This is a genomic window from Massilia sp. Masssp94 (assembly GCF_059491305.1).
On the sequence record NZ_CP168501.1, the window covers coordinates 6,878,423 to 6,892,532 of the forward strand.

The window sequence follows — 14,110 nt, forward strand, 5'->3', positions numbered from 1 at the left end:
ACAGCACCGCGTCAATGCCCTTCGATCTCACCAAACACCTTCCCAAGCCCGGAACCCGTTTCGCCCTGCCCCAGCTGCATGGCTCGGCCGATGCCTATGCGCTCGCCGTCGCCGCCCTTGCGCTGAAAGCCAGGAAGCAGATGCTGACCGTGATCGTCGCGAATGCCAGCGACGGCCAGCGGCTGCTCGATGAAATTCCCTGGTTCGCGGAAGGCAAGCTGTCCTGCCACCTGTTGCCGGACTGGGAAACGCTCCCGTACGACGCGTTCTCGCCGCACCAGGACCTCGTGTCCGAACGCCTCGCCACGCTGCACGAAGTCCGCAACGGCCAGTGCGACGTGCTCGTCGTGCCCGCGACTACCGCGCTGGTGCGCCTCGCGCCGCCGTCGTTCCTGGCCGCCTACACATTCTTTTTCCGCCAGGGCGAAAGCCTGGACGAAGCGAAGCTGAAAGCGCAGCTGACATTGGCCGGCTACACGCACGTCACGCAGGTGATGTCGCCGGGCGAATACTCGGTGCGCGGCGGCCTGATCGACCTGTTCCCGATGGGTTCCGCGCTGCCGTACCGCCTTGACCTGTTCGGCGACGAGATCGAGACGATCCGCACCTTCGACGCCGACACCCAGCGCTCGCTGTATCCCGTGAAGGAAGTGCGCCTGCTGCCGGGCCGCGAATTCCCGATGGACGAGCAATCGCGCAGCGCCTTCCGCGGCCGCTGGCGCGAACGCTTCGAAGGCGATCCGTCGCGGTCGACGATCTACAAGGACATCGGCAACGGCATCGCGTCGGCCGGCATCGAATACTACCTGCCGCTGTTCTTCGACGAGACGGCCACGCTGTTCGACTACCTGCCGGACGAAACGAGCCTCGCCCTCGTCGGCGACATCGAGGCGGCCATCCAGCGCTTCTGGCTCGATACCGAATCGCGCTACAAATTCCTCAAGAGCGACCGCGATCGCCCGATCCTGGAACCGAAGGAGATCTTCCTCGGCGCCGAGGATTTCTTCGTGCAGGCCAAGCCGCACGGCCGCTGGGCCATCGCGCGCGACCCGTCGGCGGGCGCTTCCGAGCTCTCCGCAGCGGTCCCCGACATCGCCGTCAACCGCCGCCTCGACGATCCGCTCGCGAACCTGCGCTCGTACCTGATGCAGGCCGCGGGCAGGCGCGTGATGATCTGCGCGGAGTCGGCCGGCCGGCGCGAGACCCTGCAGCAGTACTTCAGCGAGTACAAGCTGGACCTCGCATCGATCGAAGGCTTCGACGGCCTGCGCGCGACGGAGGCGAAGGTCGTGCTGGGCGTCGCGCCGCTGCAGGCGGGCTTCGAGCTGATGGAAGAAGGCGCCGGCCATCTCGTGTTCATCACGGAGACGGAGCTGTACGCGGGCACCGGCCGGCGCGCGGGCAAGAAGAAGCAGGAAGCTGGCTCGCAGGTCGAGTCGATGGTGCGCGACCTGTCGGAGCTGAAGATCGGCGATCCCGTCGTGCACATCAATCACGGCATCGGGCGCTACCTGGGCCTCGTCAGCATGGACCTGGGCGAAGGCGAGACGGAATTCCTGCACCTCGAATACGCTAAAGAATCCAGGCTCTATGTGCCGGTGTCGCAGCTGCACGTGATCTCGCGCTATTCGGGCGCGTCGCCCGACGACGCGCCGCTGCACACGCTCGGCTCGGGCCAGTGGGACAAGGCGAAGAGAAAAGCCGCGGAACAGGTGCGCGACACGGCGGCCGAGCTGCTGAACCTGTACGCCCGCCGCGCCGCGCGCCAGGGGCATTCGTTCGAATACTCGGCCACGGACTACGAGAACTTCGCGCAAAGCTTCGGCTTCGACGAGACGCCGGACCAGCGCGCCGCCATCGCCGCCGTCATCCAGGACATGACGTCGGGCCGGCCGATGGACCGCCTCGTCTGCGGCGACGTCGGCTTCGGCAAGACGGAAGTCGCGCTGCGCGCCACGTTCATCGCCGTCATGGGAGGCAAGCAGGTCGCGATCCTCGCGCCGACCACGCTGCTCGCGGAACAGCACGCGCAGACGTTCTCCGACCGCTTCGCCGACTGGCCCGTGCGCATCGCCGAACTGTCGCGCTTCCGCACCGGCAAGGAAATCAACAACGCGATCAAGGGCATGGCCGACGGCACCGTCGACATCGTGATCGGCACGCACAAGCTGCTGTCGCCGGACGTGAAGTTCACGCGCCTCGGTCTCGTGATCATCGACGAGGAACACCGCTTCGGCGTGCGCCAGAAGGAAGCGCTGAAGGCCCTCCGGGCGGAAGTCGACGTGCTCACGCTGACCGCGACGCCGATCCCGCGCACGCTGGGCATGGCGCTGGAAGGCCTGCGCGACTTTTCCGTCATCGCGACGGCACCCCAGAAGCGCCTCGCGATCAAGACGTTCGTGCGCGGCGAGGACGGCTCCGTCATCCGCGAGGCCTGCCTGCGCGAGCTGAAACGGGGCGGCCAGATCTACTTCCTGCACAACGAAGTCGAGACGATCGAGAACCGCCTCGCGATGCTGCGCGAGCTGCTGCCCGAAGCGCGCATCGCCGTCGCGCACGGCCAGATGCACGAGCGCGACCTGGAAAAGGTGATGCGCGATTTCGTCGCCCAGCGCTACAACATCCTGCTGTGCACGACGATCATCGAGACCGGCATCGACGTGCCGACGGCGAACACGATCATCATGCACCGCGCCGACAAGTTCGGCCTCGCCCAGCTGCACCAGCTGCGCGGACGCGTCGGCCGCTCGCACCACCAGGCCTATGCCTACCTGCTCGTGAACGACGTGCTGGGGCTCTCGAAGCAGGCGCAGCGCCGCCTGGATGCCATCCAGCAGATGGAAGAACTGGGCAGCGGCTTCTATCTCGCCATGCACGACCTGGAAATCCGCGGCGCCGGCGAAGTGCTGGGCGAGAACCAGTCGGGCGAGATGCTCGAAATCGGCTTCCAGCTGTACTCCGACATGCTGAACGAAGCGGTGAAGGCGCTGAAGGCCGGCCGCGAACCGGACATGAGCGCGCCGCTGTCGTCGACGACGGAGATCAACCTGCACGTGCCGGCCCTGCTTCCGGCGGATTTCTGCGGCGACGTGCACGAACGCCTGTCGATCTACAAACGCCTCGCGAACTGCGAGGAGCAGGGCCGCATCGACGACATGCAGGAAGAACTCATCGACCGCTTCGGCAAGCTGCCCGATGCCGTGAAGGCGCTGATCGAAACGCACCGCCTGCGCATCGCGGCGAAGTCCGTCGGCATCGTCAAGATCGACGCACATGCGGATGCCGCCAGCCTGCAGTTCATGGAGAAGCCGCCGATCGACCCGATCAGGATCATCACGCTGATCCAGAAGAACCGCCACGTCAAGCTGGCCGGCCAGGACAAGCTGCGCATCACGGCCAGCATGCCGGACCTGGCCGCGCGCGTGAACCAGGTCAAGCAGACCATCAAACAACTCCTCGCTTAAATAGATTAAAGCAAACCAAATCATGTCCAAGAAGCTCGTCCTCCAGGGCCCGAACGCCGACCAGGCCGCACTCGCACAGATCGCCGCCATCGTCCGTCCGGCACGCACCACCGAAGTCCACGCGCACGCGCTCCGCTGCGACGGGTTCGACTTCACGCCGGAACTGAAAGCGCAAGTCGAGGCGGCCGCCCACGCCGCCGGCATCGACGCGACATTCGTCGACGCGAACCTGACCTTGGCCGATTTCAGGCTGGTCGCGATGGACATGGATTCCACCCTGATCACCATCGAATGCATCGACGAGATCGCGGACATGCAGGGTCTCAAGCCGCAGGTCTCCGCGATCACGGAAGCCGCGATGCGCGGCGAACTGGATTTCTCGGAAAGCCTCACGCGCCGCGTCGCGCTGCTGGAAGGGTTGCCGGTCGATGCGCTCGAGCGCGTGTACGAAGAACGCCTGCGCATCTCGCTGGGCGGCGAAGCGATGCTGCAGGCCGTGCAGGCCGCGGGCCTCAGGACGCTGCTCGTCTCGGGCGGTTTTACCTTCTTCACCGAACGCCTCAAGACGCGCCTGGGCCTCGACTACACCCACGCGAACGTGCTGGAAGCGGCCGGCGGCGTGCTGACCGGTAAAGTCGTCGGCGGCATCGTCGACGCGGAGGAAAAGAAGCGCACCGTCGAACGCGTGTGCGCCGAGCTGGGCATCGCCACGAAACAGGCGATCGTCATGGGCGACGGCGCCAACGACCTCAAGATGATGGGCGTATCCGGCCTGTCCGTTGCCTTCCGCGCCAAGCCCGTGGTGCGCGCGCAGGCCGACGTGGCGCTGAATGTCACGGGCCTCGACGGCCTGCTGGCCGTCCTCGCCTGACGCCTCTCCTGATCTGGCGCAAGGGCTATGCGGTGTGCATGTGTAGATTGATGGGGTCCGCTCGTCGATCACGGAGCCCGCGATGCTGTCACGCCGCACATTTCTCCACGCCTTGCCGGCACTGGCCGGCTGTCTGACGCTGCCGGCCGTCCGCGCCCAGTCTTCTAGCACCTGGTGCGCGACCTGGGGCACGGCGCCGGCCGGCCCGCCACCCTCCGCCAGCCTGCAGACGTTCAGCAACCAGACGCTGCGCCTGATCGTGCACACGAGCATCCCCGGCAACCGCGTGCGCGTGCGGCTGTCCAACGAAATGGGCAGCGGGCCTTTGCGCATCGGCGCCGCGCACATCGGCCTCCGATCCAGCGGCGCCAGCCTCGTCGCCGGCAGCGGGCGCGACCTGACGTTCGGCGGGTCGCCGGGCGCCACCGTCGCACCGGGCGACCCGCTGGTCTCCGACCCTGTTGACTTCGCCGTGCCCGCGCTGGCCGACCTGGCCGTCAGCCTCTGGCTGCCGGGCAGCACGCAGGCGGCGTCGATCCACGACCTCGCGCTGCAGACGAACTACGTGTCCGCCGCCGGCAATTACGCGGGCGCGAACACCCTGCCCGTACAGCGCACGCTGGCCTCGTGGCCGTTCCTGACCGAAGTCGACGTGACGAGTGCCGCCGGCACGCCGTCCGCCATCGTGGCCCTGGGCGATTCGCTGACGGATGGCGTGCGCAGCACGAGCAACGCCAACCGCCGCTGGACCGACTACCTGGCGCGCCGCCTGCGCACCGAAACCCTGCCCGGCAGCCCGCCCATCGCCGTCGTCAACCGGGGCATCAGCGCGAATTCGCTGCTGACGGACTATCCGACGGCGCTCCTGTCCGGCCGCGACGCACTGGAACGCTTCGACCGCGACGTGCTGGCCACGGCCGGCGCGCGCTGGCTGTTCGTCCTCATCGGCATCAACGACATCGTCTATAGTTCTGCGTCAAGTCCCATCCCCGCGGAATCCCTGCAAGCGGGCTGGCTGCAACTGATCGCGCGGGCGCGCACGCGCGGCATGCAGGTCATCGGCGCGACCTTGCTGCCGTACGAAGGCCATCCGTATTTCACGACGGCGCGCGATGCCGTGCGCCAGCGCGCCAACGCATGGATCCGGACGTCCGGCGCCTGGGATGCCGTGGCGGACTTCGATGCCGTGCTGCGCGATCCGGGCCGTCCCACGCGGCTGCTGCCGGCCTACGACGGCGGGGATCACCTGCATCCGAACGATCTCGGCTACGAAGCCGTGGCGAAAGCGATACCGTTGGGCTGGTTCGGTGTATAGTTTGCCTGTGGCAACAATTCAGGTGAATATCATGGCCATCTCTTCCATCTCATCGACGACCACCTCGACGCCAAACACGTCCGTGACGACGAAACCGCCCGAGACGGCGACGCAGGATCCGGCGACCCGCGTGACGTTATCGAACCTGTCCGAACAGGCAAGCATCGTCGCGACACTCGGCAACCGCGACAGCGGCGTCCAGACGTATGACGCGGCTGGCCTGCTGAACGCGGTCGCGCAGGCCGGCATGGCGCAGGCGGGCACGGCGGCGCCGGCGTCGACCGATCCCGCCGCATCCGTGGACACGTCCGCGGAATCCAGCACATCCGTGGCGGCCGCCGTGCCGGGCGACTGGGGCACGATCCTGAAATCGAATCCCGCGTTGACGAGCGTCGCGGTCGAGGACGCCGTCGCGCAGGGCATCGTCAACACGATCAATGTCTACGTGTGACCGCTACATGGACTGCGCGTAATGCTTGTAACAGCGGTGACCTCACGAGCGCCAGGGCGCTCGTGAAGCTGCGCGACGACCGCAGGGAAGCCAGCGGCGGAACGCAGGAAGCGCATCATCGCCGCGCCCACCGGACGCAAGCCGGCGGCGCAGAGTCGCTGACCTGCAGCGCGTCCGCAACGACCGCGCCCACCCTAGCTCCGGACTCCACCATCGACGTATCGGCCTGACCGTCCACCTTGGCCCGGCATGCCGCCGGACCTGTCTCGCACTAACAAATCAGCAACTTTGTGACATTCCGCGTATATGCATATTCGGAATTCTCATGCTCGCCAACGGCCTTTGCGTGGCCGGCAATGCGGGCATCCTCCCCAGAATAGCCGTATTTCGTCTATCACAACAAGCAAGATTGCCCTTCGTGCATCAATTTCACAACAGTATAGACAGGTGACGATTGTGAATACGGCTGGGCGCTCGTTACACTGCGTCACGCCTGGCCGGCATCCAACCCGGTGCGGTTGGGCGTTCTCACAACAACAACCATCGACGAGAGAATAAGGATGACCCAACTCCGCGCCGTACCCGTCTTTACCCGCACTCTGCTTGCTTCCTCGCTGTTCCTGGCCTTCTCTCCCGCCTGGTCTCAAGAGACCCCCGCCGATCCTCCCCCCGCCACTGCTGCGCAGGCACAGCCGGCCGCCGACAACGGCATGGCGTCCGTCGTGGTGCTGGGCTCGCGCTCGACCGCGCGCACGGCGCTGGACTCGGCCGCGCCGGTCGGCCTGATCGGCGCCAAGGACATGGCGATGGCCGGTCCGGTGGAACTGGGCAAGCTGCTGCAGACGCTCGACCCGTCCTTCAACTTCTCGACCACGTTCATCAGCGACGGCACGGACATCATCCGCCCCGCCACCCTGCGCTCGCTGGGCCCCGACCAGCTGCTCGTGCTCGTGAACGGCAAGCGCCGCCACCAGCAGGCGCTCGTCAACGTGCAGCAGACCATCGGCCGCGGCTCGGCCGGTACGGACATCAACGCGATCCCGATGTCGGCGATCCAGCGCATCGAGGTGCTGCGCGACGGCGCCGCCGCGCAGTACGGTTCCGACGCGATCGCCGGCGTGATCAACATCGTGTTGAAGAACCAGACCAACGAAACGCAGCTGTCCGGCACCGTCGGCGGCACGACCGAGGGCGGCGGCGAGCTGCGCCAGGGCAGCGTCAACAAGGGCTGGACGATCGGCGACGGCGGCTACATCAACCTGACGGCCGAGGCCCGCCACCGCGGCGAAACCAACCGCGCAGGCGTCGACTCCCTCCGGGTCGACCCGCCGCGCGTCACGCAGCGCATCGGCGACAGCCTCGCGAAAGACAAGTACTTCTGGTGGAACTCGGCCGTGCCGGTGTCGAGCCAGGGCGAGTTCTACACGTTCGGCGGCGTGTCGCACCGCACGGGCGATTCGGCCGGTTTCTTCCGCTCCGCGGGCGACGGCCGCAACGTGCCCGCCGTCTACCCGAACGGCTTCCTGCCGAACATCCGCACCACCGTCAAGGATGCGTCGCTGGCCGTCGGCTACCGCCGCGACCTGGCGAACGACTGGAAGGTCGACGTCTCCCTGAACCACGGCCGCAGCGAACTGGATTTCCACGAAAAGAGCACGATCAACGTCAGCTACTGGTTCGAACCGAAACCGGGCGGCGGCATCTACGCCGAATCGCCGCTGGAAGCCGATACCGGCAAGCTGAAATTCAAGCAGACGACCTTCAACGCCGACCTGCGCGGCCCGCTGGACGTCCTGGGCAGGACGATCAACTTCGCGACGGGCTTCGAATGGCGCCGCGACGGCTATGCGATCGACGCCGGCGACCCGGTCTCGTACCAGTACGGCCGCACGAACAATCCGGCCATCGTGATCAAGGACCAGACGGGCGGCGCGGCCGCGTCGGGCACGCAGGGCTTCCCCGGCTACACGCCCGCTACCGCCGTCGACGATGCACGCCACAACATCGCGCTGTACGCCGACGCCGAATACAACATCACGCCGCAGCTGCTGGTCGGCGCCGCCGCGCGCTGGGAAAAATACTCAGACTTCGGCAGCACGACGACCGGCAAGCTGTCGCTGCGCTATGACCCGAGCCGCCAGGTGGGCTTCCGCGGCACCTTGTCGACCGGCTTCCGCGCACCAAGCGTGCAGCAGAAGTTCTACAGCTCCGTGTCGACGAACCTGAACGGCGCCGGCGTGCTGACCGAGACGCTGACCGCGCGCGAAGGCAGCGCCGTCACCAAGGCCTTCGGCATCCCGAACCTGAAGGAAGAAACGTCGAAGAACGGCAGCGTGGGCATCATCCTGCGTCCGGCCTCGAACTTCTCGGTCACCGCCGACCTGTGGCGCATCGACATCGACAACCGCATCGTGTTCTCGTCGAACATCGCACCGGAATCGGGTGGGTGCGCGACGGCCGCCGCGTGCCCGATCAAGGCGATCCTCGATCCGCTCAAGGTCGGCCAGGCGCAGTTCTTCACGAACGCGATCGACACCGAAACGAAGGGCCTGGACATCGTCGCCGAGCACACGACGCGCTGGCCGGCCACGACGCTCGTGCTGTCCGCGCAGCTGGACTTCAACCGCACGTCGGTGACGGGCCGCCATTCGGATTCGCCGGTGCTGACGGGCGCCCAGCTGTTCGACGATTCGCAGGTGACGCTGATCGAACGGGGCCAGCCGCGCCAGCACCACGTGCTCGCGGCCGACCTGACGCACGGCCAGTGGAACGGCAACGTGCGCGCCAACTGGTATGGCGAAGTGCAGGGCCAGGGCTTCACCGCCCCGTTCGTGCAGACCTGGGACGGCAAGTGGATCGTGGACGCCACCGTGCGCTACAACTTCTCGAAGTCGACCAGCCTGACCGTCGGTTCGAACAACATCTTCAACACGTTCCCGACCAAGTGGGACCCGGTCAAGGCCGCGCCGTTCCCGCAACTGGGCTTCACCTACTGCTGGGAGACCTGCCCGTTCGGCATCAACGGCCGTTCGTGGTCGGCCCGCCTGGACGTGGCCCTGTAAGCGCGGGACGCGGGCGCGCGTCGTCTCCGGACAGGCGCAGCGCCCAGCGGATCGCCTCCGTGTACATGCGCGCCACATCGGGATCGTCGAAGGCTTCCTTCGCGTGGCCGATCGTGGACGCGAACACCCGTCCCTGGCCGTACTGCCTGATCCACGCGACGGGGACGTCGCGGTCGGGCGGCAGTTGCTCCGGGATGCGCGTCATGTCCAGCCGCTCGCCGTCCATGCTGAGCAGGACTTCCGAGTCGGCGCGCGAGAAATTCTTCACGACATAGAGTTCGTCCTGGCGGATCCAGCGGGCCGGCAGGAACGACGTCATCGGGGTATCGCGGTTCTCGGTCCGCAGCGGGAACGGGAACAGCGGCCACGCGTGGTTGTTGAATGGATGGGAAACGAACACGCCGCCCACCATCTCCACATAATCCTTCCAGCCGGCATTCGCGTCGACGCCGCCGTGGATCGCGACCAGGCCCCCGCCCGCGCGCACGAAGTCGAGCAACGCGGCTTTCTGCGCGGCGTCCAGGCCCCAGTCGCCGGTCGCGCTGACGACGACGATCGCATCGAAGTCGCGCAGGCCCACGGGCTGGAAGCCGGCCGTCATCGGCTGGCCGCCGCGCCCGTTGACGAGGCTGAATTCCGTGCGCATCTCGGTGTCCCACAGATGCGTCGCACGGCCCCAGTTGTAGACGGCGGCCATGCCGGCCGGGATCGAATCGTGATGCCAGCCGCGCGCGCCGCCCAGCACCAGCACGTGCTTGGGCGACGGCGAGCGCATCCCGGGCGGCACCGGGGACGCCGGCGCCGCGCCCGGCGGCGGAGGCGTGACGGCGATGGGGCCCGCGTTGGCGGGCGGTCCGGCCCAGGTGCCGTTCGATACGGTTTGGGCGGATGCGCCGCCCATCGTTGCGGCCAGGACGAGCGCGGCCAGCGCACCGGCGCGCACCATCAGTACGGCCCCCGGATGAAGTCGCGCACGTGGGCGCGGTAGACGCCCGCGAGCTTCCCGTGCAGGTCCGCCGGCAGCGGCCGCACTGCCGCAGCGTCCACGTTGGCCCGCACCTGCTCCGGGCGGCTCGCACCGGGGATCACCACCGACACCTGCGGGTGGTCGAGGATCCAGCGCAGCGCCATCTGCGCCATCGTCATCCCGGCCGGCACCAGCGCCGCCACCTGCTCCGTGGCCGCGATGCCGCGCTCCAGTTCCAGTCCGGCGAACGTCTCGCCCACGTTGAACATCGCGCCGTCGCGGTTGAAATTGCGGTGGTCGTCGTCGCGGAACGTCGTCGCCCGCGTGATCTTCCCGCCCAGCAGGCCGCTCGCGAGCGGCAGGCGCACGACGATGCCGACCTTCTGCTCCGCCGCGCGCGGGAACAGTTCCTCGGCCGGCTTCTGGCGGAAGACGTTGAAGATCACCTGCAGCGACGTGAGGCCGTCCTGCGCCAGGCAGATCAGGCCCTCTTCGACCGACTCCACGCTGGCACCCCAGCGCTTGATCAGGCCCTCCTGCTGCAGTTCGCGCAGCCAGTCGAACACGTGACCCTGGCGCATCACCTCCGTCGGCACGCAATGCAGCTGCGTGAGGTCCAGCGCGTCCACCCGCAGGCGCTCGAGCGAACGCTGCGTCGCTTCGCGCAGCGACGCGCGCGTGTAGCCGTCCGGGTAGATGCCCGCGCGGCCCAGTTTCGTCGCCACGACGATATCCGGCTCCTTGCGGCCGGCGAGGAAGCGTCCGATCGAACGCTCGCTCGCGCCGTCGCCGTAGACGTCGGCCGTGTCGATGAAGCGCACGCCGGCGTCGATGGCCGCCTGCAAGGTCTGCTGCGCGATGTCGTCGTTCCAGTCGTTGCTCCAGCCGCCGCCCAGCTGCCAGCAGCCCAGGCCGATCTCCGGTACCGTCAGGCCGTCCTGGCCCAGTTGTCGTCGTTGCATGGTCTTCCCTCGGTTGTGGGTGAATTTGGTGCGCTACTCTACCCCAGTTCGTAGGGTGGGCGGCCCTCCGCCCACGCGTGACGCCGGCAAAACGCATACGTCACGCGTGGGCCCGGGGTAACCGCGCTACACCGGCACCGGCGGCTCGGCATCGGCGGGACGGCGGCGCGCGGCCAGGCTGGCACTCGTCGCGGCGCCGATCGACGACGCGACGATCAGCGCGATCGCGAGCCATTGCGACACGTCGAGGTGCTCGCCCAGCAGCACGAGGCCCATCAGCGCGCCGATGGCCGGCTCCGCGCTGAGCAGCGTGCTGAACGTGTTGGCCGGCAGGCGGCGCAGCGCGACCATCTCGAGCGAATACGGGATCGCGCTGGACAGCACGGCGACGGCCACGCCGAACAGCAGCACCGAGGGTTCCAGCAGCGCCGCGCCCGCGTGCGCGATGCCGACCGGCGCCGCGATCAGCGCGCCGAGCACCGTGCCCCAGCTCGACGCGGCCGCGCCATAGGCCGCGCTGGCGCGCTTGCCCGCCAGGATGTACACGGCCCAGCAGGCGCCCGCGCCGAGCGCGAACGCGATGCCGCGCCAGTCGACGGCCGGCGCATTGCCGCCCAGCGGCAGCAGCAGCGCGAGGCCCACGCACGCGAGCGCGATCCAGGCGAAGTCCAGGCGCCGGCGCGACGTCGCCACGGCCACGACGAGCGGCCCCGTGAACTCGACGGCGATCGCGATCCCCAGCGGTACGTACGCCAGGGCCGAATAAAAGCTCAGGTTCATGGCGCCCAGCGACAGGCCGTATTGCAGCAGCGCGCGCCTGTCGCCGCGCGGCTTGAAACGCCACGGCCGGAACACGATCGCGAGGATCACGGCGGCGAAGGTCAGCCGCATCGCGGTGGCGCCGGCCGCGCCGACGACGGGGAACAGGTGCTTGGCGAGCGAGGCGCCCGTCGTCAGCGAGACGAGGGACAACAACAGGGCCGCGTAGGGGAAAATGGACGAACGCGTGAAAGAGGACATCGAAAAGCGGCGTGTAGCGAAACGTGCGACGATATCATCAAACCGGCCCCCTCCGCCGGCGCTACGATGGGATGGGACCGGGTAACGCTCTTTTTCCGGAACATGAACATCTGTAACAGCCTGTAAAACAACAGGCACGCGCCAACGGATTCTTTATAGTTGGCAGGTGAGGAGAACCGCCATGATCAAGCTCGCTATTATCGTTTCCTGCGCCGCCGCCCTGACCGGCTGCGCCACGTATTACCCGGCGCCGGCCAACTACGGCACGCGCGCCTATGCGCAACCCGACGCCAACGGCTGGCAGGTCGTGTCCGTGACGCCGGTGGCGCCCGGGACCGGTGCGGCCGCGGCAGCATCGGGCGACGCCGGCCGCGTGACCTATTCCCCGGCCCCGGCGACCGTCGTGACCCAGCCGGTGTACGTCGCGCCGCCCGTGTACGCGCCCGCGCCGATCTACGCGCCGGCCCCCGTCTATGCCGACCCGCTGTGGTATCCGCCGATCTCGATCGGCCTCGGCTTCAGCTGGAACCACTGGAGCGGCGGCCATCGCGGCGGCTGGGGCCATCGGGGCGGGTGGCGTCACCGCTGACCTCCGCCGTACCGAAAAGGCTGCGCTTCGGCGCAGCTTTTTTTTCGTCCGTACCCCTGCTGCCTGACGCTTTCCTTACGCGTTTGCATGAATGACGCATGTTGCATCGCGTCACATCAATCGATTGCTGTTGTCTGATTGCTATTCTACAATCGGCTCACGATGGGCCCGGCACTGGTCCGCGGCGCCCGGCGTAAAACGAGAATACGACTACGGAGACGACAATGAATTTCAAGGTAAAGGCATTGGTTGCAGGGGTAGTGTTGGGTTTTTCGATGTCGGGCATGGCGGCGGAGCCGGTCAAGATCGGCGTGTCCGGTCCGTTCACGGGCGGGTCGGCGCCGATGGGCGTGTCGATGCGCGATGGCGTCCGTCTCGCCGTCGCTGAAATCAATGCCAAGGGTGGTGTGCTGGGCCGCAAGGTCGAACTGGTCGAACGCGACGACGAAGCGAAGAACGAACGCGGCGTGCAGGTCGCGCAGGAACTCATCAACAAGGAGCGCGTCGTCGCCACCGTCGGCTACATCAACACCGGCGTGGCCCTCGCCTCGCAGCGCTTCTACCAGCAGGCGAAGATCCCCGTGATGAACAACGTGGCCACCGGCTCCATCGTCACGAAGCAGTTCGCGAACCAGCCGCAAAACTACATCTTCCGCAACTCCGCGAACGACACCATCCAGTCCGCGATGATCGTCGAGGAAGCGATCGCGCGCCGCGGTTTCAAGAAGCCCGCGATCCTCGCCGACTCCACCAACTACGGCCAGCTGGGCCGCGAAGACCTCGAGAAGGTGCTCGAGAAGAAGGGCGTGAAGCCGGTCGTCGTCGAGAAGTACAACATCGGCGACGTCGACATGACGGCGCAGCTGCTGCGCGCCAAGCAGGCCGGCGCCGACGTCGTCCTCACCTACGGCATCGGCCCCGAGCTGGCGCAGATCGCCAACGGCATGCAGAAGCTCGGCTGGAAAGTGCCCATCGTCGGCAGCTGGACGCTCGCGATGGCCAACTTCATCGACAACGCGGGCAAGAACGGCGACGGCACCCGCATGCCGCAGACCTTCATCCAGAACCCGGACACGCCGAAGCGCAAGGCGTTCATCGACGCCTACATCAAGGCCTACAACCCGCCGGGCGGCCGCATGCCGTCGGCCGTGTCGGCAGCGCAGGGCTACGATTCCGTGTACCTGCTGGCCGCCGCCATCCAGCAGGCCGGCAGTACCGAAGGACCGAAGATCGCCGCCGCGCTGGAAAACCTCACGCTGCCGGTCGAAGGCGTCGTCACCACCTACAACAAGCCGTACTCGCATGCGGACCACGAGGCCATCAACTTCGAGAACACCAAGTTCGGTGAAGTGAAGGATGGGCGAGTGGTGCAGGCCAAATAACGTCGTCCCCGCGAAGGCGGGGACCCA

At 67.4% G+C, this 14,110-nt stretch carries 10 protein-coding genes; 7 read left to right on the forward strand and 3 right to left on the reverse strand.

Annotated features, from left to right (window positions below; genetic code table 11):
- Positions 1 to 14 precede the first annotated feature (14 nt).
- From mfd to ACEN9G_RS30175, 5 genes are all read left to right on the forward strand, one after another.
- On the forward strand, positions 15 to 3,464 hold the full coding sequence (gene mfd / locus ACEN9G_RS30155; RefSeq protein ID WP_413338118.1) for a transcription-repair coupling factor: 3,450 nt from the start codon (positions 15 to 17) through the stop codon (positions 3,462 to 3,464).
- A 22-nt stretch (positions 3,465 to 3,486) separates the two neighbouring features.
- The gene (gene serB / locus ACEN9G_RS30160) at positions 3,487 to 4,335 is read left to right on the forward strand and encodes a phosphoserine phosphatase SerB (RefSeq protein ID WP_413338116.1); all 849 of its coding nucleotides are present in this window, start codon (positions 3,487 to 3,489) and stop codon (positions 4,333 to 4,335) included.
- Between the two features lie 82 nt (positions 4,336 to 4,417).
- On the forward strand, positions 4,418 to 5,650 hold the full coding sequence (locus ACEN9G_RS30165) for an SGNH/GDSL hydrolase family protein (RefSeq protein ID WP_483127451.1): 1,233 nt from the start codon (positions 4,418 to 4,420) through the stop codon (positions 5,648 to 5,650).
- A 31-nt stretch (positions 5,651 to 5,681) separates the two neighbouring features.
- On the forward strand, positions 5,682 to 6,101 hold the full coding sequence (locus tag ACEN9G_RS30170) for a hypothetical protein (RefSeq protein ID WP_413343682.1): 420 nt from the start codon (positions 5,682 to 5,684) through the stop codon (positions 6,099 to 6,101).
- A 560-nt stretch (positions 6,102 to 6,661) separates the two neighbouring features.
- Positions 6,662 to 9,163: a TonB-dependent receptor plug domain-containing protein gene (locus ACEN9G_RS30175; protein WP_413343680.1), complete on the forward strand. Its 2,502-nt coding sequence runs from the start codon at positions 6,662 to 6,664 to the stop codon at positions 9,161 to 9,163.
- Here ACEN9G_RS30175 and ACEN9G_RS30180 read toward each other — a convergent pair.
- The 3 genes from ACEN9G_RS30180 to ACEN9G_RS30190 form a co-directional block, all read right to left on the reverse strand.
- Entirely contained in the window at positions 9,120 to 10,109 is a 990-nt protein-coding gene (locus ACEN9G_RS30180) for a ThuA domain-containing protein (protein ID WP_413388376.1), read from the reverse strand. The genes ACEN9G_RS30175 and ACEN9G_RS30180 overlap by 44 nt on opposite strands.
- Complete coding sequence (locus ACEN9G_RS30185; protein ID WP_413346258.1) at positions 10,109 to 11,092, reverse strand: aldo/keto reductase; 984 nt, start codon at positions 11,090 to 11,092, stop codon at positions 10,109 to 10,111. The genes ACEN9G_RS30180 and ACEN9G_RS30185 overlap by 1 nt, the downstream gene beginning before the upstream one ends.
- Before the next feature lie 126 nt (positions 11,093 to 11,218).
- Positions 11,219 to 12,112 (reverse strand): EamA family transporter, encoded by an 894-nt coding sequence (locus ACEN9G_RS30190; protein ID WP_413388375.1) that lies wholly within the window; start codon positions 12,110 to 12,112, stop codon positions 11,219 to 11,221.
- A gap of 181 nt (positions 12,113 to 12,293) precedes the next feature.
- Between ACEN9G_RS30190 and ACEN9G_RS30195 the strand changes: the two genes are divergently transcribed.
- Complete coding sequence (locus ACEN9G_RS30195; RefSeq protein ID WP_413388374.1) at positions 12,294 to 12,701, forward strand: hypothetical protein; 408 nt, start codon at positions 12,294 to 12,296, stop codon at positions 12,699 to 12,701.
- 224 nt (positions 12,702 to 12,925) lie between these two features.
- On the forward strand, positions 12,926 to 14,083 hold the full coding sequence (locus ACEN9G_RS30200; protein ID WP_413343036.1) for an ABC transporter substrate-binding protein: 1,158 nt from the start codon (positions 12,926 to 12,928) through the stop codon (positions 14,081 to 14,083).
- Positions 14,084 to 14,110 lie beyond the last annotated feature (27 nt).